This is a genomic window from Streptomyces sp. NBC_01429, from assembly GCF_036231945.1.
Taxonomy (GTDB): domain Bacteria; phylum Actinomycetota; class Actinomycetes; order Streptomycetales; family Streptomycetaceae; genus Streptomyces.
This window is the reverse complement of record NZ_CP109599.1, coordinates 3,098,768-3,124,387: the sequence shown is the minus strand read 5'-3', so window position 1 is coordinate 3,124,387 and position 25,620 is coordinate 3,098,768. Positions and strand designations below refer to the sequence as shown.

The window sequence follows — 25,620 nt, the reverse complement described above, 5'->3', positions numbered from 1 at the left end:
GGAGCCACGGGGCGCGACGGGGCGGCGCCACGGGTGTCACGGGCTGACGCGTACGCTGCCGTCCGTCATCGAGACCGGCACCACATTGGTGGCGTCCACCGCGGGCCGGAGCGCCCGCGCCAGCCTGACCGCGTCGTCCACGCCCCAGAAGTGGGCGAAGAACAGGCGCGGTTCCTCCGTGAGGCCGTGGTTGTGGAGTTCCACGAGTTCGAGCCCGCCCCGCCGCAGCGTGCTCAGCACCTTCTGGACCTCGTCGGCGACCATGGCGAAGTCCCCGTTGACGGCGGCCCGTCCGCCGCCCAGCGGCTGGAAGTTGAAGGCCGAGGTCGCCGCCAGCCCCCGGGGCAGCGCCTTCCCCTCGTGGACCACGGTCTCGCGGCGGGCGAAGACGGCCTTGTGGATACCGCCGTCGTTGGAGCCCGCCACCCCGAGCGCGGCCTCCATCCCCGCCAGGTCCAGATCGAGGGGCCGCGGCGGTCCCGGTTCCGTGGCGGGCGGGCTCGCGGTGCGGCCGATGGCCGCGCGCAGCCCGCGGGCCAGCGGTACCGGGTCCGTGCCGTGGGCGTGGCCGTGGATGTGGAGCCACCAGACGTCGGGGGTGTGGGCGAGCAGATGCTTGTGGAGCGCGGTCACCTCGATGCCGTGCTGGAACAGCGAGTCGGTCACCCGCTGAAGCTCGCCCTCCGTGACGTTCAGATCGCCCATCACGGAGGTGGTGCCGTCGGCGTACCGGACGAAGGCCATGTGCGACCCGAGGGCGAGCCCCGGTGCCACGGTGACGCCCCGGGTGACCACGTGCAGGTCCCCGCGCGGGAAACGGGTGTGGTAGAACAGCCCGCGCACCAGGCTGCCGGGCCGCCCCAGCGCCTTCGCGACGCCCTTCCAGTCGGCTTCCGTGGTCGGCACCGGCTGGACCGGTCCGGCCGGCTCGCCGCCGCCCGCTCCCGTTCCTCCGGTCTCCGTTCCCGGTGTCACGGCCGACCTGGCGCGGGCGGAGCCCACCCCGACCCCGGTCAGCACCGGTGCCAGCAGGGGCGCGAGCGCGGCGGCGGCGAGCAGCCGTCTGCGCGGGGTGACCGTCCGTCTGCTCGTACGCCTGTCCGTCCGGTCAGCCGGCTCGGCCGGGTTGACCGGGCTGCCCTGACCGGTCTGACCGGTCTGACCGGTCTGGCTGGTCTGGCTGGTCTGGCTGGTCTGGCTGGTCTGAGGGGACGAATGGGGAGCGTTCTTTTGTGATTCTCGTTTCATCACACTTACACCTCCGGGCGGATGAAAGCACGCCCGACCGGCGCGAACGCGATCCACGGCCCCGCGCCGCGCCCGCTCAACTCGTGTGGAGCATCAGCCCGATCCCCACCACCATCAGCCCCGCCGCCGCGATCCTGGGCACCCCGAAGCGCTCCTTGAAGAACACGGTCCCTATCGCGGCGCCCACGATGATCGACGATTCGCGCAGCGCCGCGACCGGCGCGAGAGGCGCCCGGGTCTGCGCCCACAGGACCAGGCCGTACGCGAACATCGACAGAGCCGCGCCGAGCAGACCGAGCGTCATATGGGGGCGCAGCTGCGCGACCAGCCGACGGCGGCGGGAGTACAGGGCGTACACGGGAATCAGCACCCCCTCCAGGATCATCAGCCAGGCGATGTAGCCGAGCGTCGCGCCCGAGTTCCGTACCCCGACGCCGTCCACCACCGTGTACGCGGCGATCGAGAGCCCCGTCGCCACGGCCGCCAGTACGGCGGGCCCGCGCGGCGCCGTCGCCGCGCCCCTGATGCCCCACAGGGCCAGCGCCAGCAGCCCCGCCGAGGCCACGGCGACGCCCGCGCTCTGCCAGGCGTCGAGCGACTCCCCGATCAGGACGGCGGCCACGACGGTCACCACCAGGGGCGCCGTCCCCCGGGCGATCGGATACATCTGGCCGAAGTCGCCGAGGCTGAAGGAGCGCATCAGCAGCAGCTGGTAGCCCACGTGCAGCAGCCCCGAGACCGCCAGATACGGCCAGGCCGCCGCGGCCGGCAGCGGCGTGAAACAGGCGATGACCGCGCCGATCACCGCCGAGCCACCGCCGATCAGCGTGAACGCGACCAGTTTGTCGGGGATGTTGTGCGCGATCGCGTTCCAACTGGCGTGCGTCACGGCGGCGATGAGCACCGCGACGACCACGAGCGGGGTCACGCCCGCGGCTCGCGCGGGGCCTCAGCGGGACGGGAACGTACGGCGGGCGGGCAGACGACTGCCGGGTCTGAAGTGCTCATGACTCCGCACGCTAACGCGCCCCGCACCCCGCGTACCAGGGGCTTTCCGCCCGCCCGGCCCGCGCGAGCCACCCCGCCCGGCCCGCGCGCGGGCCCACCCACGAGGTGCCGCTGACGCTCGGTCCTCGCTCAGCCCGCGCCCAGCACCGCCGCGACCACCGGGCCCGCCGCGTCGCCGCCGTGTCCGCCGGACTGGACGACCGCCGCGGCCGCCAGGTCGTCGCGGTATCCCGCGAACCAGCTGTTCGAGGTCTCCTGACCGTCGACCTCGGCGGAGCCGGTCTTGGCGCCCTTGTCGCCGCCGAGACCCGACATCGCGTTGGCCCCCGTACCGCTGGTCGCCGTGATCGCCATCATCCGGCGCAGCTGCTGCGCCACACCGGGGGAGAGCGAGCGGGCGGCCGTGGCCACCTCGCGGTCGTCCAGGGAGGGCGCGACGAGCACGGGCTGCTTGAAGCTGCCGTTCTTGGCCGTGGCGGTGATCGACGCCATGTTGAGCACGTTCATCTGCACCGTGCCCTGCCCGATGTACTGGGCCGCGGCCTCGCCGCCCGCGGCGGCCGGCACGCTGCCGTCGAAGGTCGGGACCCCGGTCTTCCAGTTGTCGAGACCGATCCCGAAGACCTCCTCGGTCTCGGTCTTCAGCGCGGTGTCGTCGTCGACGTCGTCGATCTGCTTGATGAAGGCGGTGTTGCAGGAGCGCGCGAAGCTCTCCGAGAACGGCCTGTTGTCGAGCGAGAACTTGTCCAGGTTCTGGAAGGTACGGCCCATGTACATGGCGGTCGGCGGGCACTCGGCCGGCCGGTCCGCCGCCACCAGGCCCTTCTCCATCAGCATGGCGGCGGTCACGATCTTCATCGTGGAGCCGGGCGCCTGCTTGCCGAGCATCGCCGCGTTGAAGCCGTCCGAGCGGTTGTTGGCCACGGCCAGGATCTCGCCCGTACTCGGCTTGACGGCCGCGACCGACGCCTCGCTGAACTGCTTCACCGACCGCTCGGCGGCGCCCTGCACGTTCGCGTCCAGCGTGGTCGTCAGCTTGCCGGGGGTGCCCTTGGAGAGGACGAGCAGGGTCTCGGCGGCCGGGCCCGACGCCGCCTCGGCGCCGTTGTCGGCGCGCAGCGCCAGCTCGACGCCGGACGAGCCGCCCGCCTTCTCGCCGTACCGTTCCCGCAGTTCGTTCAGGATCGGCCCCAGCGACGGGTACTTCTCCTTCGTCAGCTCCACGCCGTTGCGGTCGACGGCCTCGATCTCCGGGGCCGAAGCCTCGCCCGTGACCAGATGACTGGTCTTCGTCAGCTTCGGATGGATCACGGAGGGGGCCCAGTCGACCAGCGGGCGTCCCGTGGTCTGCCCGCGCACCACCGTCAGCTCCGATTCGTACGACCAGGGCGCGCTCTTCCCGCCGAACTCGACCGTGGCCTTCACCTGGAAGGGGACCTTCGTACCGACGGCGGCGCCCGGAGTGATCACCGCGCTGGTGACATGGGCCTCGTCGCGGTAGCCGTCGATGACGCTCGCGGCGGCGGAGGCGTCGTTGGTCAGCTGGGCGAGGGTCGCGCCGTCGTCGCCCTTCGCCCACCCGGCGAGGAACTCCTTCGCGGCCGTGTCGATCTCCTCGGCGCTCAGCGGGCCGGTCTTCACCTCGCGGGTGGCGGAGACACTGCCGCTGCCGTCACCGGCGACGTCCCCGTACACGGCGTACGCGCCGTAGCCGACCCCACCAGCGACCACCAGGAAAACTCCGCCTATGACGGCGGTCTTCGCTCCACTGCGCATGAGTGCGGTACCCCTCCCCAGGAGCCTCCTTGATCATCTGAGCCATGTTCAAGGAACGGTCGAGCCGCACTCTACGGGACCACCGGGGCGACGGGGGCGAGAGTTGCCGGACCGTGAGGTGCCGGACCGGGAGTCGCCGGACGGGGAGTCGCCGGACGGGGAGTCGCCGTCCCGCGCCGACGCGGCGGGACCGTCAGACCCAGGTGTCCAGCCACATCCGCGAGCGCCACGAGTCCAGCGGGATCGCGGTCCCCGTGTACAGCGGCCAGAAGTAGATGAAGTTCCACACGATCAGCAGCACCAGCACCCCCGCGCCGACCGCGCCGATCGTCCTGCGCCGCTCGTCCGAGCCCGGTGGCCCCACGATCGCGCCGACCAGCATCGCCACCGCCAGACAGAGGAACGGTACGAAGACGACCGCGTAGAAGAGGAAGATCGTCCGCTCCTGGTACAGGAACCACGGCGCCCACCCCGCCGCCACCGCGCCCGCGATCGCGCCCGCGCGCCAGTCGCGGCGGAAGAACCAGCGCCACAGCACGTAACAGAGCGCGAACGCCGCCGTCCACCACAGCAGCGGTGTGCCGATCGCCAGCACCTCGCGGGCGCACTTGCCCGCCGTCGACGCCGGGCAGCCGTCCTTGCCGGCCGCCGGGTCCTCGTAGAAGTACGAGACCGGGCGGCCCAGGATGATCCAGCTCCACGGGTTCGACTGGTAGGTGTGGCCCGAGGTCAGATTGACGTGGAAGGAGTAGACCTCGGTCTCGTAGTGCCACAGGCTGCGCAGCCAGTCCGGCAGCCAGGTGAAGCCGCCGCCCTGCCCCGCCGTCGCCGCCCAGTTCCGGAAGTACCCCTTGTCGGTGACGATCCAGCCGGTCCAGGAGGCGAGGTACGTACCGATCGCGACCGGGACGGTCGAGACGAAGGCCGGCACCACGTCGCGCAGGATCACCGCCGAGTACGGCCGTACCGCGCCGGCCGTCCTGCGCGCGCCCACGTCCCACAGCACGGCCATGATCGCGAAGGCGGTGAGGATGTAGAGCCCGTTCCACTTCGTCGCGAAGGCCAGCCCCAGCATCACCCCGGCGGCCAGCCGCCAGGGGCGCCAGCCCAGCCGCAGCGTCCGCGCGACGGTGGCATCCGGGCGCAGCACGCCCTCCTCGTCCACCGGCAGCGCCGCCGCCAGTCCGCGCCTGGCCCAGTCGCGGTCGATCAGCAGACACCCGAACGCGGCCAGCACGAAGAACATCAGCACCAGGTCGAGCAGCGCGGTCCTGCTCATCACGAAGTGCAGCCCGTCCACGGCGAGCAGCGCGCCCGCCAGACAGCCCAGGAACGTCGAACGGAACAGCCGCCGCCCGATCCGGCACAGCATCAGCACGGACAGCGTGCCGAGCAGCGCCACCATGAAGCGCCAGCCGAAGGGGTTGAACCCGAAGACGTACTCGCCGAGTCCGATGACCCACTTGCCCACCGGCGGATGCACCACATAGCCGGGGTCGGTCGGAACGGGGACCGAGGACGGGTCCTTCAGGATCGACTTGTCGATGTCCTTGGGCCAGCTGCCCTCGTACCCCTGGTTGATGAGCGCCCAGGCGTCCTTCGCGTAATACGTCTCGTCGAATATCACCGCCTTGGGGCTGCCCAGGTGCCAGAACCGCAGCATCCCGGCGACCAGCGCCACGAGCAGCGGACCGCCCCACGCCGACCAGCGGACGATCCGTTCCGCGCGGGCCGGGGAGATCCCGAGGACGGCCCACAGCCGCTCCGAGGGCCGGGTGTACGGCGGTACGAGCCGCTCGCGCAGACCGGTCACCGGCCGTGGGGAATGGCCGAATCGGCGCAGCCGCTGCGGCCAGGAGGGCGGCTTGTCCTCGGCGTCGTGCCCCTGAAGGGCTGAGGGTGCGGTACTGGTCACCGCGCCATCGTAGGGAACGCCGCTGTGCGAGGGGCGCGTCGCGCCCTGCGAGGATGGCGGATGTGATGGAAACGCACGGAACGCACGGGACCCACCAGCCGCACGGGGCACACGGAACGCACGGCACGCTCGTCCTCGCCGGGACGCCGATCGGCGATGTCACCGACGCGCCGCCCCGGCTCTCCACCGAGCTGGAGACGGCCGATGTGATCGCCGCCGAGGACACCCGGCGGCTGCGTCGGCTCACCCAGGCGCTCGGGGTGCGGACCCGTGGCCGGATCGTGTCGTACTTCGAGGGCAACGAGACCGCCAGGACACCCGAGCTGGTCGAGGCGCTGGTGGACGGGGCGCGGGTGCTGCTCGTCACGGACGCGGGCATGCCCTCGGTCTCCGACCCCGGCTACCGGCTGGTGGCGGCGGCGGTCGAGCGGGACATCAGGGTGACGGCGGTGCCGGGGCCCTCCGCCGTGCTGACCGCGCTGGCGCTGTCCGGGCTGCCCGTGGACCGCTTCTGCTTCGAGGGCTTCCTGCCGCGCAAGGCGGGCGAGCGGCTGAGCAGGCTCCGCGAGGCCGCGGCCGAGCGGCGCACGCTCGTCTACTTCGAGGCGCCGCACCGGCTGGACGACACCCTCGCCGCGATGGCCGAGGTCTTCGGCGCGGACCGCAGGGCCGCCGTCTGCCGCGAGCTGACCAAGACGTACGAGGAGGTCAAGCGCGGCGGCCTGGGCGAGCTGGCCCGCTGGGCGGCGGAGGGCGTACGGGGGGAGATCACCGTCGTCGTCGAGGGCGCGCCCGAGCCCGACCCGGGCGAGCTGGACGCCGAGGAGCTGGTCCGGCGGGTACGGGACCGGGAGGAGGCGGGGGAGCGGCGCAAGGAGGCGATCGCCTCGGTCGCCGCCGAGACCGGTGTGCCCAAGCGCGAGGTGTTCGACGCCGTGGTGGCGGCGAAGAACGCGGCGCGTGCGGCGGGCGGCCCGTCGGCGGGCGGCCCCGCGGCGGGCAAAGGACTATCGTGAAATGTAAAGCGCAGACCGCGTGCCGGGGCTTCTCCCGGGCCTTTGTGGCATGAGAAGGCCAAGACCACTCCATTAATCGACAGCGATGATGCGCTCCCGCCTTCGAAGGCGTCCACTGGACCAGTGGAGAGGAGCTGGCATGAGTGAGATCACGGGCACCGCCGTCGCCCACGAGGCATATGCCTTTTGCTGCATGCGCTGTGGACACGGCTGGGAGCAGTCCTACGACATAGAGCACTATGTCGACGGCTCGGGCCAGAATGTTGTCGTATACAAGACGGACGGGATACGGGTTCCTTCCCCGCTGTCCAGCCCGACCTGTGTGAATTGCGGGGGCCATGTTGTCCGCATCATGAGGTCCGGCCAGGTGTCGTCCGTGCAGGCTCTGATGAGCGAGCACCACCACCCGGCGAAGACGTCCCGGGCGGCCAAGAAGGCGGCGGAGGCGAAGGCGGCGGAGGCCGAGGCGGCCGCGCGGCGGGACGGGGGGATATCCGACGGCCCCGACGACGCGGACCGCACGCACCACCACTGGCACCTCGCCGATCTGCTGCACCCGTTCCAGCACCATCACCGCACGTGAGCATGTGAGCGCATGAGGATGTGAGCGCATGGCCCCCGGTCCCGCGGCTCTCGTAGGATCGGCTCCCATGAGTTCGAAGCAAGCTCCGCCGCCGCTGCCCGAGCCACTTCGGGTGGCGGTCGCGGATGCGCACACCCACCTGGACATGCAGGACAGCACGGTCGCGGAGGCTCTGGAGAGCGCCGCCGCTGTCGGTGTGACGACGGTGGTCCAGGTGGGGTGCGACCTCAAGGGTTCGCGCTGGGCCGCCGAGACGGCCGAGGCGTACGAGAACGTGCACGCGGCGGTCGCCCTGCACCCCAACGAGGCCCCCCGCATCGTCCACGGCGACCCCGACGGCTGGTCGCGCCAGGGCGAGCGCGCGGCAGGCGGCGACGACGCGCTGGACGACGCGCTCGCCGAGATCGACCGGCTGGCCGCCCTGCCGCAGGTACGGGGCGTCGGCGAGACGGGGCTCGACTACTTCAGGACGGGGCCCGAGGGCGTGGCCGCCCAGGAGCGCTCCTTCCGCGCCCATATCGAGATCGCCAAGCGCCACGACAAGGCGCTCGTGATCCACGACCGCGAGGCGCACGCCGATGTGCTGCGTATTCTCACCGAAGAAGGCGCGCCGGAGCGTACGGTGTTCCATTGTTATTCCGGTGACGCGGAAATGGCCGGGATCTGTGCGGACGCCGGTTATTACATGTCGTTCGCCGGTAATGTCACCTTCAAGAATGCTCAACCGTTGCGTGATGCGCTCAAAATAGCGCCATTGGGGCTCATTCTCGTCGAGACGGATGCTCCTTTTCTCACGCCGGCGCCCTATCGGGGGCGGCCGAATGCGCCCTACCTCATTCCGGTCACGCTGCGTGCGATGGCGGAAGTGCGCGGAATCGGCGAGGACGCGATGGCGGAGGCGATCGCGCGGAACACGGCGCGCGCGTTCGGCTACTGACGTAGGCGCGCACCGACGTACGGCGCGCACCGACGTACGGCGCGCACCGACGTACGGCGCGCACCGACGTACGGCGCGCACCGACGTACGGCGCGTACCTATGCACGGCGCGTGTTCGAACGCCGGCGCGCGTACGGACACACGCGGCGGCATCCCCGGCTCGGTGTCCGGCGGCCGGGGGCCGCCGCCGTAGGCTGAGCGGGTGAGCACCACAGAGCCCGACGCCCCAGACGACACCACCCCCGCCGCCGCGCCCCCGGCCGCCTCCGACGCCCTGCTGGGCCCGGCGGACGTCCGCGAACTCGCGACGGCGCTGGGCGTGCGCCCCACGAAGCAGCGTGGCCAGAACTTCGTCATCGACGCCAACACCGTCCGCCGGATCGTCCGCACCGCCGAGGTGCGCCCCGACGACGTCGTCGTGGAGATCGGCCCCGGGCTCGGCTCGCTCACGCTGGCGCTGCTGGAGGCCGCCGACCGTGTGACGGCCGTCGAGATCGACGACACCCTGGCGGCCGCGCTGCCCGCCACGATCGAGGCGCGGATGCCGGACCGCGCCGGGCGCTTCTCGCTGGTGCACTCCGACGCCATGCGGGTGCGGGAGCTGCCGGGCCCGCCGCCGACCGCGCTGGTCGCGAACCTCCCGTACAACGTGGCCGTGCCCGTACTGCTGCACATGCTGGAGCACTTCCCGACCATCGAGCGGACCCTGATCATGGTCCAGGCCGAGGTCGCCGACCGGCTCGCCGCCGCCCCCGGCAACAAGGTCTACGGAGTGCCCTCGGTCAAGGCCAACTGGTACGCGGACGTCAAGCGCGCCGGCGCGATCGGCCGCACCGTCTTCTGGCCCGCGCCCAACGTGGACTCCGGGCTCGTCTCGCTGGTGCGCCGCGCCGAGCCGGTCCGGACGACGGCCGACAGGACCGAGGTCTTCGCCGTCATCGACGCGGCCTTCGCCCAGCGCCGCAAGACCCTGCGCGCGGCCCTCGCCGGCTGGGCGGGCTCCGCCCCGGCGGCGGAGGCGGCGCTCGTCGCCGCGGGCGTGTCGCCGCAGGCGCGCGGCGAGTCGCTGACGGTCGAGGAGTTCGCGCGGATCGCGGAGTCGAAGGGGGCGGGCGCGTGAGCGGGGAACAGGTACGGGTACGGGTTCCGGCCAAGGTCAACGTCCAGCTGGCGGTCGGCGCCGCCCGCCCCGACGGCTTCCACGACCTGGCCAATGTCTTCCTCGCCGTCGGTCTCCACGACGAGATCACGGTGACCCCCGCCGACGAACTGCGCGTCACCTGTGCCGGTCCCGACGCCGCTCAGGTCCCCCTGGACCGTACGAACCTCGCCGCCCGCGCCGCGATCGCGCTCGCCGAGCGGCACGGCATCGACCCGCGCGTGCACGTCCACATCGACAAGGACATCCCGGTCGCCGGCGGCATGGCGGGCGGCAGCGCGGACGGCGCGGGCGCCCTGCTCGCCTGCGACGCCCTCTGGTCGCTGAACTCCACCCGGGACGAACTCCTCGCGATCTGCGCGGAGCTGGGCAGCGACGTACCGTTCAGCCTGATCGGCGGCGCGGCGCTGGGCACCGGCCGGGGCGAGCTGCTCACCCCGCTCGACGTCGGCGGCGACTTCCACTGGGTCTTCGCGGTCGCGGACGGCGGGCTGTCCACCCCCACCGTCTTCCGGGAGTTCGACCGGCTCACCGCGCACACCGAGATCCCGGCCCCGGCCGCCGCCCCGGCGCTGCTCGACGCCCTGCGCACCGGCGACGCCACCGCCCTCGCGGCCACCCTCGCCAACGACCTCCAGCCCGCGGCCCTCGCCCTGCGCCCCGCCCTGTCCCGCACCCTCGCCGCGGGCACGGCCGCGGGCGCGCTCGCGGCCCTGGTCTCCGGCTCCGGCCCGACCACGGCGTTCCTGGCGAAGACCCCCGACGACGCCGAGCGCGTCGCCCACGCCCTCCTCGCCTCGGGCACCTGCCGTACGGCCCGCACCGCCACCTCCCCGGCGGCGGGCGCGACGGTGCTGGAGCGGACCACGGTCTGAGGGGCAGCACGGTCCCGCGGGCTGATTCTCGGCGAATCCGGCCAACGTGTTCACCTTTGGCCATTGTCGACCGGTCAGGCGTGCGCCGGGGGCCGACGGGATAGAGAAGGGCCGGACGCGTCCGAAGGTAATTCTGGTGACATCTCGGTGAATGCAGGGGGGTTTCATCGCGTGATCAGCTTTGCGGACCTCGATGTGCGGCTGAAGGACTTCGGCGAGAGCGGCTACCTCGTCCTCCCCGGCTTCCTGCCCCCCGGCCTGGTCGGCCGACTGGCGCCCGAAGCCGACCGGTGGGTCGACACCGGTCTGCGGCAGCGCTCCATAGACGCGTGCTTATCGCCGGGACGGACCCCTCCACCGGACGAGGTCGAGCTGGGGATGGCGGCCCACGGCGAGCTGGCCGCCCACGCCCCGCTGCTGGAACTGCTCGGCGACGAGCGCCTGCTGGGCCCGTCCTTCGTCTTCCACCATCTGCACAGCGACCGCCGCCCGCCCGGAGGCGGCGGCAAGAGCTGGCACCACGACTACGAGCAGCGCCCCCAGCGCGACCGTACGTACCCCATGGTCCACGCCCTGCACTACATAGGCGGCCTCCGGCCCGCGATGGGCGCACTGGCCGTGCTGCCCGGATCCCACCGGCAGGTCGCGGAGAAGGACGCGTGGAGCCACCTCGGGACGGCCGAGCAGCCCGGCGAGGCGGTCATCGACGACCTGCCGGCCGGCTCCACCGTGCTGCTGCACTCCGCGCTCTTCCACACCCGGCGCGCCGCCCCCGGTCCGTTACGGGGCGAGGGCCCCCGGTACATGATCGACGCGTCGTACTGCCGGACGGGCACGCGCTGGCCGCCCGTCAAGCCGTACTGGCGCACGGTGCTGGCCGTGGGACGGGAGCGCGGCCTCGGACAGGGACATCCGGAGCTGTTCGACGACCGTCATTTCGTCGAGTACGGACACGACTGCGGGCCCACGGACACGAGGACGCCGGCATGAGGCGACGGCACGAGAGCGCGGGGAACACGGGCATGAAGGTGCTGGAAGCCGTCACATTCGACACCGTCATGGGCCACTTCGCCCAAGCGCACCCCTACGACGGGCAGGACGAGGCCAACTCGAACGACGAGGCCGAGGCCCATATCCGCAACGCGCAGCAGCTCCTGGGCGGTCGCTGGCACCGCGTGCTGCTGGCGGACACCGAGGTGCTCGACGTCGTCCTGCCCTGGCACCTGGGCGAGGACGGTGAGGTCGAGCTGATCCCCCCGGCGGGTCTCACCGTGGGCGAGGCGGCGGCCCGGCTCGCCGCGCTGGGCGAGTCGTACGCCAGGACCAATCCGCTCTGCGCGCGCAAACTCGACCGCCAGACACACGCCCCGCCGACCCCCGTCTTCCTCGCCACCGCGGCGATGCCGGGGCCGGACTACGCACGGCTGACCGTCCGCGAGGGGCTGATCCACCTCGACGGACTGCACCGGCTGCTGGCCTGGCGGCGCGCCGGGCGGCCGGCGCCCGGCGACCGGATCGAGGCGTACGTGGCCGGATTGGGCCCGGCGGACCTATCCCCGGCCGACGTACGGCATGGCACTCGGCATGACCAGGAGGGACTGGATGTTCACCCCGGCCGGTAGCGCTGCCATGGCGCGGACCATGTCGACGACGTGCCGCACGTCCATGGTCGGCTCCACCCGGTGGGAGCCGTCGGCCTGGCGCACGGCGGGCTGCGGCCGGTCCGCCGGGGTCACATTGCCGATGTCGATCTGGCCGCAGGAGATGTCGTAGCGGCGGCCGTCGAGCGAGAGCGAACGGGTCAGTCCGGCCACGGCGTGCTTGGCCGCGGTGAAGGCGATCGAGTCGGGCCGGGGCGCCTGGGCGGAAGGGGCACCGTTGTTGATGATCCGGCCACCGCGCGGCGACTGCTCCCTCATCAGCCGGAACGCGGCCCTGGAGCAGAGGAAGGCACCGGTGGCGACGGAGTCCATCACCCGGTGCCAGTCCTCGACGCTCACGTCCTCGGTGGGGGTGTACGGCATGACGTCGGCGGCGTTGTTGAACAGCAGGTCCAGCCGGCCGAACCGGTCAGCCACCCCGGCGAACAGGCCGTCGACGGCCGCCTCGTCGGTGATGTCCGCACACAGCGCCACCGCGCGCTCACGGTCCCCCTCCGGCGCCAGCCGGGCCGTCTCCGCGAGGGGGTCCGCCCGGCGGCCCGTGAGCACGACCGTCCAGCCGTCGGCGAGCAGCCCCAGCGCACAGGCCCGCCCGATACCGCTCCCCGCCCCCGTGACGACAGCCGTCCTCACAGCCATGGCGCACCCACCCTTCCCCGTATGGGCTCAAGAGCCCGCTTACCGGCGTACGGCTCTCGGAGCGTGTCCCACGGTGATCTCATCCAAACAGGAGCAGCGATGAATGGCGTTATCCCCGCACTCGGCGGTACCGACCGCAGCCGATCCTGGTTCGAGCGGGCCCAGCGGTCCCTGGCCGGCGGGATCAGCTCCTCGTCCCGGCTGACCTCGACGGGACCCGACCCGTACCCCCTCTACATGGAGAGCGGCGCGGGCGCCCGCATCCGGGACGTCGACGGCAACGAGTACATCGACTACCTCATCTCCTACGGCAGCGCCGTCCTGGGCCATGCCTCCCCCCTGCTGACCGAGGCCCTCACCGAGGTCCTGCACACCGGCACCATGTTCGGCACCTGCAACGTCCCGGAGGTCGAGCTGGGCGAGCTGATCTGCCGGATGGTGCCCTGCGCCGAACTCGTCCGGTTCGCCAACTCGGGCAGCGAGGCGGTCCAGGGCGCGGTGCGCGCGGCACGCGGCTGCACCGGGCGGTCGCGCCTCCTGAAGTTCGAGGGGCACTACCACGGCTGGTCCGACACCCTGGCCGTCTCCAACCGCCCGACCGCCGCCCAGGCCGGACCGTACGAGGCACCGCGCTCCGTACCCCACTCGCCCGGCATCCCGCCGGGCGTCGTGGACGACGTGGTGGTCTGCCCCTGGAACGACCCGGCGGCCCTGCGCGCCGCCCTCGACGCCCACCGCGATCTGGCGGCCGTCATCTGCGAGCCCATCGTGGCGAACAACGCCTGCACCATGCCCGCCCCGGGCTTCCTGGACCTGCTGCGCGAGGAGTGCACGGCGCGCGGCATCGTGCTGATCTTCGACGAGGTCTGCACCGGATTCCGTACGGGTCCCGGCGGGGCCCAGGGACTCTTCGGGGTGGTCCCGGACCTGGCGGTCTTCTCCAAGGCGCTGGGCGGTGGCCTGCCGATCGCCGCGTTCGCCGGCCGGCGCGAGGTGATGGAACCGCTGGCGCGCGGAGAGGTCAAACACGGCGGTACCTACAACGCCTCCCCGCTGTGCGCCACGGCCGCCCTCGTCACCCTCCGCGCCCTCGACGACCCGGCCGTCACCAAGCGCGTCGACGAATCCGGCCGCCGGGTGATGGAGACCGTGCGCCGCGCGGCCCACGACCGGGGCGTGCCGTGCGCGGTGCAGGGCGTCGGGGCGATGTTCCAAGCGGTCTTCACCCCGGACGGCGCCCCCACCCGCCAGTACCGGGACCTGCTGAGCGTCGACGGGCGCCGGTACGACACCTTCAGGCACGAGCTGCTCAAACGCGGTGTACACGCCAACGCCTACGCCATGGCCTGCTGGTTCGTCCCGGCCGTGCTCTCGGACGACGACGTCAACGCGACGTGCGAGGCGGTGGAGGAGGCGTTCGGGGCGCTGTGAGCGGCCGGCCGGTCGGCGGCCCCCCGGTGGCGACTACCCTGGGATGTCGATCGTGTCCCCCCGCAGCAGGAGTGAAATGGCCGTCAATCTGGTCAATGTCGAGGCAGTCACCAAGGTGTACGGCACCCGTGCGCTGCTCGACGGTGTCTCTCTCGGCGTGTCCGAGGGGGACCGGATCGGTGTCGTGGGGCGCAACGGTGACGGGAAGACCACCCTCATCCGGATGCTGGCGAAGCTGGAGGAGGCCGACACCGGACGGGTCACCCACAACGGTGGGCTGCGGCTCGGCGTGCTGACGCAGCACGATTCGCTGGATCCCGCCGCCACCGTCCGGCACGAGGTGATCGGTGATCTCGCCGACCACGAGTGGGCGGGCAACGCCAAGATCCGCGACGTGCTGACCGGGCTGTTCGGCGGCCTCGACATGCCGGGCTTCCCGCAGGGGCTCGACACCGTGATCGCGCCGCTGTCCGGCGGTGAGCGGCGGCGGATCGCGCTCGCGAAGCTGCTGATCGGCGAGCCCGACCTGATCGTGCTGGACGAGCCCACCAACCACCTCGACGTCGAGGGCATCGCCTGGCTGGCGGAGCATCTGCGCGCGCGCCGGTCGGCGCTCGTCTGCGTGACCCACGACCGGTGGTTCCTCGACCAGGTCTGTACCCGGATGTGGGACGTCCAGGGCGGGACGGTCCACGAGTACGAGGGCGGTTACTCCGACTACGTCTTCGCCCGCGCCGAGCGCCAGCGCATCGCGGCGACCGAGGAGGTCAAGCGGAAGAACCTGGTCCGCAAGGAGCTGGCCTGGCTGCGGCGCGGCGCCCCCGCCCGTACGTCGAAGCCGCGCTTCCGGATCGAGGCGGCCAACGAGCTGATCGCCGACGTGCCGCCGCCGCGCGACACCTCCGAGCTGATGAAGTTCGCCAACGCCAGGCTCGGCAAGACCGTCTTCGACATGGAGGACGTGACCGTCCAGGCCGGCCCGAAGGTGCTGCTCACGCATCTCACCTGGCAGCTCGGCCCCGGCGACCGGATCGGTCTCGTCGGGGTGAACGGCGCGGGCAAGACCTCGCTGCTGCGCGCCCTCGCCGAGGCCGCCCGTACCCAGGGCGAGGCCCAGCCCGAGGCGGGCAAGGTCATCGTCGGCAGGACCGTCAAGCTGGCGTACCTCTCGCAGGAGGTCACCGAACTCAAGCCGACGCTGCGGGTGCTCGAAGCCGTCCAGCAGGTCCGGGACCGGGTCGACCTCGGCAAGGGCCGGGAGATGACGGCGGGGCAGCTCTGCGAGCAGTTCGGCTTCACGAAGGACAAGCAGTGGACGCCGGTCGGTGATCTCTCCGGTGGCGAGCGGCGCCGGCTCCAGCTGCTGCGGCTGCTGATGGACGAGCCGAACGTCCTCTTCCTCGACGAGCCCACCAACGACCTCGACATCGAGACGCTCAACCAGCTGGAGGACCTCCTCGACGGCTGGCCGGGATCGATGGTGGTCATCTCCCACGACCGGTTCTTCATCGAGCGGACCACCGACAAGGTGATGGCGCTGCTCGGGGACAAGTCGCTGCGGATGCTGCCGCGCGGGATCGACGAGTACCTGGAGCGCCGCCGCGCGCTGGTGGCGGCCTCCGTCCCGGCGTCCGCGCCCGGCGCGTCCCCGGTCTCCGGTGACTCCGGGGCGCCCGTGTCCGCGAAGGACGGACGGGCGGCGAAGAAGGAGCTCCAGAAGATCGAGCGTCAGGTCGGCAGGATGGACGACCGGGAGAGGACGCTCCATCAGCAGATCGCCGATAACGCCACAGACTTTGGCAAAGTGGCGAAACTGGACAGTGAGCTGCGTGAACTGAAGGCCGAACGCGAGGAGTTGGAAATTCGTTGGCTGGAGCTGGCGGAGGATGCGTAGAGACCGCGTGCAGAGCGCGTAACAACCCCATCACGGGCCGGTTCTCCCTTGGGAACAGGGGGTGACCGGCCCGTACCGTACAGCGGTCCGAGTGATACAAAGAAGCCCCGCTCGACTGATGTGACGATGCGGAATCCACGCCCGGATCGCTCTTTTCCGGTGGGCCGCGCCCACCGGAAACGCGGGGGAGTACGAACGGGTGGCGGACCCGCGCCAAACAGGGGGAAAGCGCTGATGACTCAGCCGCCCAGCCAGCAGCCGCCGCAGGGAGGCCACGGCGCTCCGCGGGATCCGCAGCAGGGGGCTCCGCAGCCGCCGGCCCAGCCGCCGCAGGCACCGCACACTCCGCCGCAGATACCGGCCCAGCCGCCGCAGCCGCCGCCCAGCGACGAGCCCGGGTACGGCTATCCGCAGACCGCGCCGGGCGTCCCGCCGGGTTACGGCTATCCGCAGGCGCCCGGCCAGGCGCCGGGCCCGTACGACCAGCAGCCCGGCCCCTACGGTCAGCAGCCCGGTCCCTACGGTTACCCCCAGCAGCCCGGCCCCTACGGCGCCCAGCCCGGCGCGGCCCCCGGCCCGTACGGCCAGCAGCCCGGCCCCTACGGCTATCCCCAGCAGCCCGGCGGCTACCCGCCCCCGCAGTTCGCCGGAGCGCCCACCATGCCTCCCGGCGGTCCGGGTGGTCCGGGCGGCCTCGGCGGCCCCGGCGGCAAGAAGCCGGGGAACAAGGCCGCCGTCATCGTCGCCGCGGCCGTCGCCGGACTGCTGGTCGTCGGCACCGGCGTCTGGCTGGCCGTCGGCAGCGGCGACGACGACGAGAAGCCCGCCGTCAGCAAGAGCGAGGACGCGTCACCCAGCGCGTCGGCCAGTGTCGACGAGGGCGACGGCAGCGGCGACGGCCGCCCGGTCGACGACGACCTCAACGCCGGGCGCAAGGACGGCGAGGCCAAGATCGACTTCCTGCTCACCAACGACGTCGACCTGCCGGGCGTCGGCGCGGACGTGTACGGCCCGTGGTTCGCCGGCGACACCGTCGTCAAGGCCATGTACAAGGAGGTCGTCGGCTACTCGGCCAGCGACGGCAAGAAGAAGTGGACCCTGCCGGTCTCCGCCCCGGTCTGCGGCGCGGCCGGCGCCCCCACGGCGGACGGCAAGATGGTCATCGCGTTCAAGGACGGCAACACCGAACGCAGCAACTGCACCCAGCTCCAGCTGGTCGACCTGAAGACGGGCAAGGGCGGCTGGAAGAAGCCGATCGAGAAGCAGGGCACCTTCGACTTCATCGACGAGCTGTCGATGGCGATCAGCGGCGACACCCTCGCCGTCGGCCGCGGCAGCAACTACGCCAACGCCTACCGCGTGAGCGACGGCAAGGACCTCTTCGCCAAGTCGCCCACCGACTGCCAGCCGTACGCCTTCGCCGGCGGTTCGAAGCTGATCTCGGCCTCCCGCTGCAAGACCGGCGACACCAGGGCGATCCAGGAGCTGAACCCGACCACCGGCGCGGCCAGGTGGACGTACAAGTTCAAGAAGGACTGGGAGCTGGACAAGGTCTACTCGGTCGATCCGCTGGTCGTCTCCGTGAAGAACAGCGAGAAGAAGAGCTGGAGCGTCCTCTCGCTCACCGCGAACGGCGCCGAGCGCGCCCAGCTCAAGGGCGGCGACGACCAGTTCTCGGTCTCCTGCACCGGCAGCATCGTCTTCGACGACAGCCTGGAGGGCTGTGTCGGCGTCGCGGTCGGTCCCGACACCGTCTATCTGTCGACGAAGGCGAAGGACATCCGCACCGCCAACGAGATCGTCGCCTTCAACCTGGCCACCGGGTCGCCCAAGTGGCGCTCCAAGGCGCCCTCCGGCCGCACCCTGACGCCGATCGGGATGGAGGGCGGGAACGTCGTCGCCTATCTGGACCCCACGTACGACAAGGGCGGCGCGGTCGCGAGCGTCGCGGCGACCGGTGGCGATCCCGAGATCCTGCTCCAGCACCCGGACTCCACGGCCCGGATCGAGAACTCCTTCTTCTCCAAGAAGTACGCCTATGAGAACGGGCGTTTCTATCTCCTCTCGGCCCGGATGAGCGCGTCCAAGGCCGCGGATGAGCAGAAGACCAAGACCATGATCGTTTTCGGTAAGTGACCGAGGTACGTACGCCATGACGCAGCCGCCCCAGCCGCCCCAGCCGCCCAACGAGCCGCCGCAGGGAGGATTCGGTCCGCCGCAGGAGCCCCCCGCCGGCGGGTTCGGCGCTCCGCAGGACCCGCCGCCCGGTGGGTACGGGTACCCGACCCAGCCCCCGCAGCCTCCGCAGCAGCCCGGGTACGGCTATCCCACGCAGCCGCCCGCCCAGCCGCCCACGCAACCCCCTTACCAGCAGCAGTACCAGCCGCCGTATCAGCAGCAGCCCTACCAGCAACAGCAGTACCAGCAGTTCCAGCAGCCCCAGCCGGCCACCGCGTTCGGTGTCCCGGGCGCCGGTGACGGCGGCGGCAAGAAGTCGAAGACCCAGCTCCAGATCATCATCGCCGCGGCCGTCGCCGTCGTACTGATCATCGGCACGGGCGTCTACTTCCTCACCTCCTCCGGCGACGGCGACAAGAACGAGGCCAAGGACGGCTCGTCCAGCTCCTCCGACGGCGGCAAGGACGGCGACAAGGGCGTCTCCGGCGGTGGCGGCAAGGAGCAGGCGCCGGTCAACACCAAGGCCAAGGTCGCCTTCCAGGTCCCGCTGCCCAAGGTCACCGATCTGACCTCCGTCTACGGCTCCTGGCTCTCCGACACCACCTACGTGAAGACCGGCATCAACCAGATCGTCGGCTACGACCTGGTCAAGGGCACCCAGCTCTGGACCATCCCGCTGCCGGGCGAGCCGTGCGCCAAGACCGACCACGTCAGCAAGGACTACAAGACCGCGATCGCCTTCGCGGCCGGCAAGCCCACCGCGGACAACAAGTACCCGCGGTGCACCAAGGTCGGCGTGATCGACCTGAAGGCCGGCGAACTGCTCTGGAGCAAGTCGGTCAAGGGCACCAACGCGGGCGACCGGGACGTCGGCTTCTCCGAGATCACCCTCAGCGGTGAGACCGTCGCGGGCGGCGGCTTCGACGGCGGCGCCGCCTTCGACCTGAACACCGGCGCCATCCGCTGGAAGCCGGACGTCAGCTCCGACGGCTGCTACGACTCGGGGTACGGCGGCGGCGACGGGCTCGTGGCGGTCCGCAGGTGCGGTTCGAGCAGCGACCCGCAGCTCTCCGTCCAGGCGCTGAACCCGCTCACGGGCGCGCCGATCTCCTCGTACAAGATGCCCGCCGGTGTGGACTACCCGCACATCGTCTCCAGCAAGCCGCTGGTCGTCGCCGCCGACGTCGGCGACACCGCGGGCGACGGCAGCGGCATCTCGGACTTCTTCTCGATCGACGAGAAGACCGGAAAGCTGCGGGCGAGGATCTCCGCCGCCGGCAAGTTCGAGGCGCGCTGCGGCTCGACGGACGTCGAGAAGTGCTCGCTCATCGTGGTGGGCAACGACAAGATCTATCTGCCGACCGCCGAGCACGAGGGCGAGGCGGAGTACGGGCGTACCAACGAGATCGTCTCCTACGACCTCGCCACCGGGAAGAGCACCACGGACCGGGCCGACGCGGGCGAGCGCTACAAGATGTACCCGCTGCGCATGGACGGCTCCAACCTCCTCGCCTACAAGACGCCCCCGTACGACAAGGGCGGCCAGATCGTCTCCCTCGACGGCTCCTCGTTCAAGGAGACGCTGCTGATGGAGAACCCGGGCGACAAGGCGATCCGGGACGCGGAGTCGGGCTTCGGCACGATCAGCGGGGTGGAGATCCGCTACCAGGACGGCCGGATGTTCATCGCCAGCCCGTTCCTCAGCAAGCCGAGCGAGTACGACTCGCGGCGCTATCTGGCGATGTCGTTCACCACGAAGAAGTAGCGGCGGACGCGCGGACGGACACGACGACGGCGGGGCCCCGGCCCGTGGACGACCTCCACGGACCGGGGCCCCGCCGCATCGCGTTCCGTGCCTGATCCGGATCGGTGAGGGGCGGTAAGTAGTCCTGAATGACAGGGAATTCGGCAATCCGAGGGGCTTCTGACGGGTAAGGGGCGCGCGATGTCGAACAAGCGTGTAGCTTGCCGGGTCAAGAGGCCGGGGGCCATGGATCAACGACCTGCGGGGATGGGGGCAGCTCGATGGGCGTGCGGCTCATGGTGGTCGACGATCACCGACTGCTGGCCGAGGCGCTCGCCTCGGCGCTGAAACTGCGCGGGCACCGGGTGCTCGCGGCGGCAGCGCCCACCGCGGGCGTCGCGGACCTGGTGGTGAGCAGGGCGCCCGAGGTGTGCCTGCTGGGCACGGCGGCGCCCGCCGAACCGGGGGCCTTCGACCCGATCGTACGGATCAAACGGGACCGCCCGCAGGTGGCCGTCGTGGTGCTCGGCCCGGTGCCCAGCCCGCGCGGCATCGCCGCCGCCTTCGCCGCCGGCGCGTCCGGCTACGTACGGCACGACGAGCGCATCGAGGGCGTCGAGCGCGCCATGGTCAAGGCGCGGGCGGGCGAGGCGGCGGTGGCGCCGCAGCTGCTCCAGGGCGCCTTCACCGAGCTGCTCAACCCGGTCGTGCAGCCGGACGACGAGGGCCAGCGGCTGCTGCGGATCCTGACGCCGCGCGAGGTCGAGGTGCTGGTGCGGGTCGCGGAGGGCGAGGACACCCGGCTGATCGCGGCCGGGATGGGCATCGCGCCCAGCACGGCCAGGACCCATGTGCAGCGGGTGCTGATGAAGCTCGGCGTGGGCTCCAGGCTGGAGGCGGCGGCCCTGGCGGCGCGCACGGGGCTGCTGGACCGGGCGGTGCTCGCCGGGTCCCGGGGCGGGGCGGCCGAGGGCGTCGCCGCCGAGGCGCTCGATCTCCAGGTCCCGGGCCCGCGCGACCGCTGACGGGCGGCAAGCGGCCCATCGGAGACCAGCAGCAGCCTCCCACCCGACCGTCACCTCGGAGCCGCGGAACACCCCCGCGCTCCGCCTCTTCGGCGGCCTGGTTTCGGCCATTGACTCGTCTGTTGGTTTATGATTTGTTGTGTTCGGTTCTGTTGAGTGTGACCATGTGCACGCGATCGTGTCGTCCCCGGAGGCAACCGATGAAGAAGACGGTGACGAAGCTCGCGGACGGCCGCGCGCTCACCTACTACGACTCCCGGGACGACGTCGTACGCGACGCCCCCGACCGCAGACCCCTCGACCCGATCTCCACCACCTCCGAGATCCGCCACGACGCGCTGCTCGGTGACGCGGTCGCCATCGCCTCGCACCGCCAGGGCCGTACGTACCACCCGCCCGCCGACGAGTGCCCGCTCTGCCCGTCCCGGGACGGCAGGCTCAGCGAGATCCCCGACTCCCACTACGACGTCGCCGTCTTCGAGAACCGCTTCCCCTCCCTCGCCGGCGACGCGGGCCGCTGCGAGGTCATCTGCTTCTCCTCCGACCACGACGCGTCGTTCGCCGACCTCACCGAGGAGCAGGCCGCGCTGGTGCTGGAGGCGTGGACCGACCGCACCGCCGAACTCGCCGAACTGCCCGAGGTCGAGCAGGTCTTCCCGTTCGAGAACCGGGGCGCCGAGATCGGCGTGACCCTCGGCCATCCGCACGGCCAGATCTACGCGTACCCCTTCGTCACCCCGCGCTCCGCGCTGATGCTCCGCTCCGTGGCCGAACACCGCGCCACGACCGGCCGCAACCTCTTCGACGACCTCGTGGAGAAGGAGGTCACGGCCGGCGAGCGGGTGGTGCTGGAGGGCGAGCACTGGGTGGCGTTCGTGCCGTACGCCGCGCACTGGCCGTACGAGGTGCACCTCTACCCCAGGCGCCGGGTGCCCGACCTGCGCGGGCTCGACGAGGCGGCCCGCACAGAGTTCCCACAGATGTATCTGGAACTCTTGAAGCGCTTCGACCGGATCTTCGGCGAAGGTGAACCGCTGACGCCGTACATCGCCGCCTGGCACCAGGCGCCGTTCCGGGCGGCCGGGCGCGCGGACTTCGCGCTCCACCTGGAGCTTTTCACCATTCGGCGGACAACCGGCAAGCTGAAATTCCTCGCGGGTTCCGAATCCGGCATGAGTGTGTTCATCAACGACGTGCCGCCGGAGGCCGCGGCCGAGCGACTGCGAGAGGTAGCGAGCGAGTGAGCAACAGGTACATGGTCACGGGTGGCGCGGGATACGTCGGAAGCGTGGTCACCGCCCACCTGCTGGAGGCCGGGCACGAGGTGACCGTCCTCGACGACCTCTCCACCGGATTCCGCGAGGCGGTCCCGGCGGGCGCCCGGTTCGTCGAAGGCCGTATCCAGGACGCCGCCGAGCACCTCACCGCCGACTACGACGCGGTGCTGCACTTCGCCGCCTCCTCACAGGTCGGCGAGTCCGTCGCCAAGCCCGAGAAGTACTGGGCCAACAACGTCGGCGGCTCCATGGAGCTGCTCTCCGCGATGCGCACGGCGGGCGTGCGCAAGCTGGTCTTCTCGTCCACCGCCGCGACCTACGGCGAGCCGGTCTCCAGCCCCATCACCGAGTCCGACCCCACCGCCCCGACCAGCCCGTACGGCGCGACGAAGCTCGCCGTCGACCACATGATCACCGGCGAGGCGGAGGCCCACGGCCTCGCCGCCGTCTCCCTGCGCTACTTCAACGTCGCCGGCGCGTACGCCGCCACCTCCGGCATCACCTTCGGCGAGCGGCACAGCCCCGAGTCGCACCTCATCCCGCTCGTCCTCCAGGTCGCCCTCGGCCAGCGCGAGTCCATCTCCGTGTACGGCGAGGACTACCCGACGCCGGACGGCACCTGCGTACGCGACTACATCCACGTCGCCGACCTGGCCGAGGCCCATCTGCGCGCGCTGGACGCGGCGACCGGCGGCGAGCACCTGATCTGCAACCTCGGCAACGGCAACGGGTTCTCGGTCCGCGAGGTCATCGACACCGTACGCAAGGTGACCGGCCACCCGGTCCCCGAGGTGGTGGCCCCGCGCCGCGGCGGCGACCCCGCCGTCCTGGTCGCATCCGCCGGCGCGGCACACCGCCGCCTCGGCTGGAGCCCGAGCCGCGCCGACCTGGCGGGCATCGTCGCGGACGCGTGGGCGTTCGCACGCAGTGAGGAGAGCCAAGGGTGAGCAGTACCGGCGACAGCACCGGAGGCCGCACCGCCTCCGACCTCGTCGAGGAGTTCAGGCAGCTCTACGGCACCGACCCCGAGGGCGTCTGGGCGGCCCCGGGCCGGGTCAACCTGATCGGTGAACACACCGACTACAACGACGGCTTCGCGCTGCCGCTGGCGCTCCCGCACCGCGCGCTCGCCGCCGTGGCCCGCCGCACGGACGGCGTCGTACGGGTGCACTCCGCCGACATCCCGCAGGGCGTGTACCAGCTCGGCGTCGCCGACCTCGTACCGCGCTCCGAGAACCCGGGCGCCGACAACGGCGGCTGGGCCGCCTACCCGGTCGGGGTCGTCTGGGCGCTGCGCGCGGCCGGACATCCGGTCACCGGCGCCGACATCCACCTGGCGTCGACCGTCCCCACGGGCGCCGGGCTCTCGTCCTCCGCCGCGCTGGAGGTCGTCACCGCGCTGGCCCTCAACGACCTGTACGAGCTGGGGCTCTCGGCGACCGAACTGGCCGTCGTCGCCCAGCACGCCGAGAACGACTTCGCGGGCGTGCCGTGCGGGGTCATGGACCAGACGGCGTCCGCCTGCTGCACCGAGGGCCACGCGCTGCTCCTGGACGCGCGGGACATGGCGCAGCGCCAGGTCCCGTTCGATCTGGCCGCCCACGGCCTGCGGCTGCTCGTGGTCGACACCCGCGTCAAGCACGAACTCGGCGACGGCGCCTACGCCGAGCGGCGGGCCGGCTGCGAGGCGGCCGCGGCGGCGCTCGGGGTACCCGCGCTGCGGGACGTGCCGTACGAGGAGCTGCCGGCCGCGCTGGAGCGGCTGGCCGAGGCGGGCCGGAGCGAGACGATACGGCGCTACACCCGCCATGTCGTGACCGAGGACCACCGCGTGGCGCAGGTCATCGCGCTCCTCGACGCGGACGACGTCCGCGCCGTCGGCCCGCTGCTGAACGAGGGACACGCCTCGCTCCGCGACGACTTCGAGGTCTCCTGCGCGGAACTCGACCTGGTCGTCACGGCGGCGAACGACGCGGGCGCGCTCGGCGCCCGGATGACGGGCGGCGGCTTCGGCGGCTCGGCGATCGTGCTGGTGGAGGAGGCGGACGCGGACGCCGTGGCGAAGTCGGTCACGGAGGCGTTCGCCGCGGCGGGGTACACGGCGCCGCGCGTCTTCCCGGCGATTCCGTCGCGGGGGGCGCACCGGGTGTCGTGACCGCTCGGCGGTGATCGTTTCTGACGCTTCGATCCGTCGGACTTTGTCGACTTCTGTCTCCTTGGGAAACATCCGTCTCACCTTGAACAGCGCGGTCCATGAGTTCTGTGAATTTCCTTCCGCTCGGGGCCCGCGCCCGTACGCTGATGCACAGCACCGGTGGGGGCCGGTGCTGATCAGGGGTGGAGACAAGCGGGTACGACGCCCGGGGTGGGGTATCTGTCAACACGCGGCGGCGGCCGTGCCATTGACACATGACCCGCACGCCGGGCGCCGTGCCTGTGCCGTCCGCTCCCCGCTTTGAGGGGGTGTCCATTGATACGTATCCGGGTCCTGGTGGTGGACGACCACCGCATCTTCGCCGAGTCGCTCGCGGCCGCGCTCGCGTCCGAGCCCGACATCGACGTCGCCGCCGCGGGCAGCGGTCCGGCGGCGCTGCGCTGTCTGGAACGGGCGGCGGCGGAGGGGCGCAGAATCGACGTGATGCTGGTCGACGCCGATCTCGGCGCGTCCGGCGCCGGGGGGATGCCCGGCGGACCGGTCCAGATGCCGGTCGCGCGCGCCGTGCCGGACAACGGCGAGGTGGCGCCGGTCGACGGCATCTCGCTGGTCGCCGGGGTGCGGGCCGGTCAGCCGTCCGTCCGTACGGTCGTCCTCGCCGAGAAGGACGACCCGGGCCGCGCGGCGCTGGCGCTCCAGGCGGGCGCCTCCGGCTGGGTCGCGAAGGACTGCTCGCTGCAACGGCTGCTCGCCGTGATGCGCGGCGTGCTGCGGGACGAGACGCATCTGCCGGCCGCCCTGCTCACGGGCGTCCTGCGGGAGCTGACGGCGGCGCGCAAGCACCGTACGGAGAGCGAACGGCTCGTCGAGTCGCTGACGCCGCGCGAGCGGGAGGTGCTGCGCTGCATGGTGGCGGGCCTCGGGCGCAAGGCCGTGGCCGAGCGTCTCTTCCTCTCGCCGCACACCGTCCGCACCCACATGCAGAACGTGCTGGGCAAGCTGGGCGTCCACTCCACGCTGGCGGCGGTCGCGCTGGCCCGCAGGGCCGGGGTGGGCCCGGTGGATCTGACGCCCCGGGCGATCACCTCGACGGGCTGAG

21 protein-coding genes are annotated in these 25,620 nt (G+C 71.8%); 16 read left to right on the top strand and 5 right to left on the bottom strand.

From position 1 onward, the window contains the following. Positions 1-36 precede the first annotated feature (36 nt). The 4 genes from OG627_RS13225 to OG627_RS13210 form a co-directional block, all read right to left on the bottom strand. Entirely contained in the window at positions 37-1,248 is a 1,212-nt protein-coding gene (locus OG627_RS13225) for a DUF1259 domain-containing protein (protein ID WP_329064690.1), read from the bottom strand. Between the two features lie 76 nt (positions 1,249-1,324). Continuing rightward, complete coding sequence (locus OG627_RS13220) at positions 1,325-2,176, bottom strand: EamA family transporter (protein ID WP_329064688.1); 852 nt, start codon at positions 2,174-2,176, stop codon at positions 1,325-1,327. A gap of 209 nt (positions 2,177-2,385) precedes the next feature. Further along, entirely contained in the window at positions 2,386-4,032 is a 1,647-nt protein-coding gene (locus OG627_RS13215) for a penicillin-binding transpeptidase domain-containing protein (protein WP_329064685.1), read from the bottom strand. A gap of 193 nt (positions 4,033-4,225) precedes the next feature. Then, positions 4,226-5,947, bottom strand: coding sequence for a dolichyl-phosphate-mannose--protein mannosyltransferase (locus OG627_RS13210; protein ID WP_329064683.1), 1,722 nt, complete (start codon positions 5,945-5,947; stop codon positions 4,226-4,228). Positions 5,948-6,012: 65 nt separating this feature from the next. Here OG627_RS13210 and rsmI point away from each other — a divergent pair, with 65 nt between their 5' ends. The 7 genes from rsmI to OG627_RS13175 all read left to right on the top strand — a co-directional run bounded on the left by rsmI (position 6,013) and on the right by OG627_RS13175 (position 12,139). Then, complete coding sequence (gene rsmI, locus OG627_RS13205; protein ID WP_329064681.1) at positions 6,013-6,963, top strand: 16S rRNA (cytidine(1402)-2'-O)-methyltransferase; 951 nt, start codon at positions 6,013-6,015, stop codon at positions 6,961-6,963. Positions 6,964-7,102: 139 nt separating this feature from the next. Continuing rightward, positions 7,103-7,546 carry a hypothetical protein gene (locus OG627_RS13200; RefSeq protein ID WP_329064679.1) on the top strand — a complete coding sequence of 148 codons (444 nt, stop codon included), beginning with the start codon at positions 7,103-7,105 and terminating at the stop codon, positions 7,544-7,546. A 67-nt stretch (positions 7,547-7,613) separates the two neighbouring features. Next, positions 7,614-8,483: a TatD family hydrolase gene (locus OG627_RS13195; protein ID WP_329064677.1), complete on the top strand. Its 870-nt coding sequence runs from the start codon at positions 7,614-7,616 to the stop codon at positions 8,481-8,483. Between the two features lie 274 nt (positions 8,484-8,757). After that, positions 8,758-9,603: a 16S rRNA (adenine(1518)-N(6)/adenine(1519)-N(6))-dimethyltransferase RsmA gene (rsmA, locus tag OG627_RS13190; protein ID WP_329072619.1), complete on the top strand. Its 846-nt coding sequence runs from the start codon at positions 8,758-8,760 to the stop codon at positions 9,601-9,603. Then, complete coding sequence (locus OG627_RS13185) at positions 9,600-10,517, top strand: 4-(cytidine 5'-diphospho)-2-C-methyl-D-erythritol kinase (RefSeq protein WP_329064675.1); 918 nt, start codon at positions 9,600-9,602, stop codon at positions 10,515-10,517. Before rsmA ends, OG627_RS13185 begins: the two co-directional genes overlap by 4 nt. A gap of 171 nt (positions 10,518-10,688) precedes the next feature. Further along, entirely contained in the window at positions 10,689-11,507 is an 819-nt protein-coding gene (locus OG627_RS13180) for a phytanoyl-CoA dioxygenase family protein (protein ID WP_329064672.1), read from the top strand. Next, on the top strand, positions 11,504-12,139 hold the full coding sequence (locus tag OG627_RS13175) for a DUF6309 family protein (protein WP_329064670.1): 636 nt from the start codon (positions 11,504-11,506) through the stop codon (positions 12,137-12,139). The genes OG627_RS13180 and OG627_RS13175 overlap by 4 nt, the downstream gene beginning before the upstream one ends. Here the strand turns inward: OG627_RS13175 and OG627_RS13170 are convergent. Then, positions 12,068-12,817 carry an SDR family oxidoreductase gene (locus tag OG627_RS13170; protein ID WP_329064668.1) on the bottom strand — a complete coding sequence of 250 codons (750 nt, stop codon included), beginning with the start codon at positions 12,815-12,817 and terminating at the stop codon, positions 12,068-12,070. The genes OG627_RS13175 and OG627_RS13170 overlap by 72 nt on opposite strands. A 99-nt stretch (positions 12,818-12,916) precedes the next feature. Between OG627_RS13170 and OG627_RS13165 the strand changes: the two genes are divergently transcribed. The 9 genes from OG627_RS13165 to OG627_RS13125 all read left to right on the top strand — a co-directional run bounded on the left by OG627_RS13165 (position 12,917) and on the right by OG627_RS13125 (position 25,619). Further along, positions 12,917-14,248 carry an aspartate aminotransferase family protein gene (locus OG627_RS13165; protein WP_329064666.1) on the top strand — a complete coding sequence of 444 codons (1,332 nt, stop codon included), beginning with the start codon at positions 12,917-12,919 and terminating at the stop codon, positions 14,246-14,248. Between the two features lie 76 nt (positions 14,249-14,324). After that, on the top strand, positions 14,325-16,142 hold the full coding sequence (locus OG627_RS13160; RefSeq protein WP_329064664.1) for an ABC-F family ATP-binding cassette domain-containing protein: 1,818 nt from the start codon (positions 14,325-14,327) through the stop codon (positions 16,140-16,142). 234 nt (positions 16,143-16,376) lie between these two features. Beyond that, the gene (locus OG627_RS13155; RefSeq protein ID WP_329064662.1) at positions 16,377-18,278 is read left to right on the top strand and encodes an outer membrane protein assembly factor BamB family protein; all 1,902 of its coding nucleotides are present in this window, start codon (positions 16,377-16,379) and stop codon (positions 18,276-18,278) included. 16 nt (positions 18,279-18,294) lie between these two features. Continuing rightward, the gene (locus tag OG627_RS13150; protein ID WP_329064660.1) at positions 18,295-20,085 is read left to right on the top strand and encodes an outer membrane protein assembly factor BamB family protein; all 1,791 of its coding nucleotides are present in this window, start codon (positions 18,295-18,297) and stop codon (positions 20,083-20,085) included. A gap of 260 nt (positions 20,086-20,345) precedes the next feature. Next, positions 20,346-21,089 (top strand): response regulator transcription factor, encoded by a 744-nt coding sequence (locus OG627_RS13145; protein ID WP_329064658.1) that lies wholly within the window; start codon positions 20,346-20,348, stop codon positions 21,087-21,089. Between the two features lie 200 nt (positions 21,090-21,289). Then, positions 21,290-22,333, top strand: coding sequence for a galactose-1-phosphate uridylyltransferase (galT, locus tag OG627_RS13140; RefSeq protein WP_329064656.1), 1,044 nt, complete (start codon positions 21,290-21,292; stop codon positions 22,331-22,333). An 11-nt stretch (positions 22,334-22,344) separates the two neighbouring features. Continuing rightward, positions 22,345-23,313 (top strand): UDP-glucose 4-epimerase GalE, encoded by a 969-nt coding sequence (galE, locus tag OG627_RS13135; protein WP_329072617.1) that lies wholly within the window; start codon positions 22,345-22,347, stop codon positions 23,311-23,313. Further along, the gene (gene galK, locus OG627_RS13130) at positions 23,310-24,521 is read left to right on the top strand and encodes a galactokinase (RefSeq protein WP_329064654.1); all 1,212 of its coding nucleotides are present in this window, start codon (positions 23,310-23,312) and stop codon (positions 24,519-24,521) included. Before galE ends, galK begins: the two co-directional genes overlap by 4 nt. 315 nt (positions 24,522-24,836) lie before the next feature. Next, the gene (locus OG627_RS13125) at positions 24,837-25,619 is read left to right on the top strand and encodes a response regulator transcription factor (RefSeq protein WP_329064652.1); all 783 of its coding nucleotides are present in this window, start codon (positions 24,837-24,839) and stop codon (positions 25,617-25,619) included. Position 25,620: the final 1 nt, after the last annotated feature.

Coding starts and splice junctions, on each gene's coding strand:
- OG627_RS13155 (WP_329064662.1), top strand. CDS start 16,377: ATGACTCAGCCGCCCAGCCAGCAGCCGCCGCAGGGAGGCCACGGCGCT.
- OG627_RS13170 (WP_329064668.1), bottom strand. CDS start 12,817: ATGGCTGTGAGGACGGCTGTCGTCACGGGGGCGGGGAGCGGTATCGGG.
- OG627_RS13200 (WP_329064679.1), top strand. CDS start 7,103: ATGAGTGAGATCACGGGCACCGCCGTCGCCCACGAGGCATATGCCTTT.
- OG627_RS13150 (WP_329064660.1), top strand. CDS start 18,295: ATGACGCAGCCGCCCCAGCCGCCCCAGCCGCCCAACGAGCCGCCGCAG.
- galT (WP_329064656.1), top strand. CDS start 21,290: ATGAAGAAGACGGTGACGAAGCTCGCGGACGGCCGCGCGCTCACCTAC.
- OG627_RS13225 (WP_329064690.1), bottom strand. CDS start 1,248: ATGAAACGAGAATCACAAAAGAACGCTCCCCATTCGTCCCCTCAGACC.
- rsmI (WP_329064681.1), top strand. CDS start 6,013: ATGGAAACGCACGGAACGCACGGGACCCACCAGCCGCACGGGGCACAC.
- OG627_RS13145 (WP_329064658.1), top strand. CDS start 20,346: ATGGGCGTGCGGCTCATGGTGGTCGACGATCACCGACTGCTGGCCGAG.
- OG627_RS13165 (WP_329064666.1), top strand. CDS start 12,917: ATGAATGGCGTTATCCCCGCACTCGGCGGTACCGACCGCAGCCGATCC.
- OG627_RS13215 (WP_329064685.1), bottom strand. CDS start 4,032: ATGCGCAGTGGAGCGAAGACCGCCGTCATAGGCGGAGTTTTCCTGGTG.
- OG627_RS13175 (WP_329064670.1), top strand. CDS start 11,504: ATGAGGCGACGGCACGAGAGCGCGGGGAACACGGGCATGAAGGTGCTG.
- OG627_RS13195 (WP_329064677.1), top strand. CDS start 7,614: ATGAGTTCGAAGCAAGCTCCGCCGCCGCTGCCCGAGCCACTTCGGGTG.
- OG627_RS13160 (WP_329064664.1), top strand. CDS start 14,325: ATGGCCGTCAATCTGGTCAATGTCGAGGCAGTCACCAAGGTGTACGGC.
- galE (WP_329072617.1), top strand. CDS start 22,345: ATGGTCACGGGTGGCGCGGGATACGTCGGAAGCGTGGTCACCGCCCAC.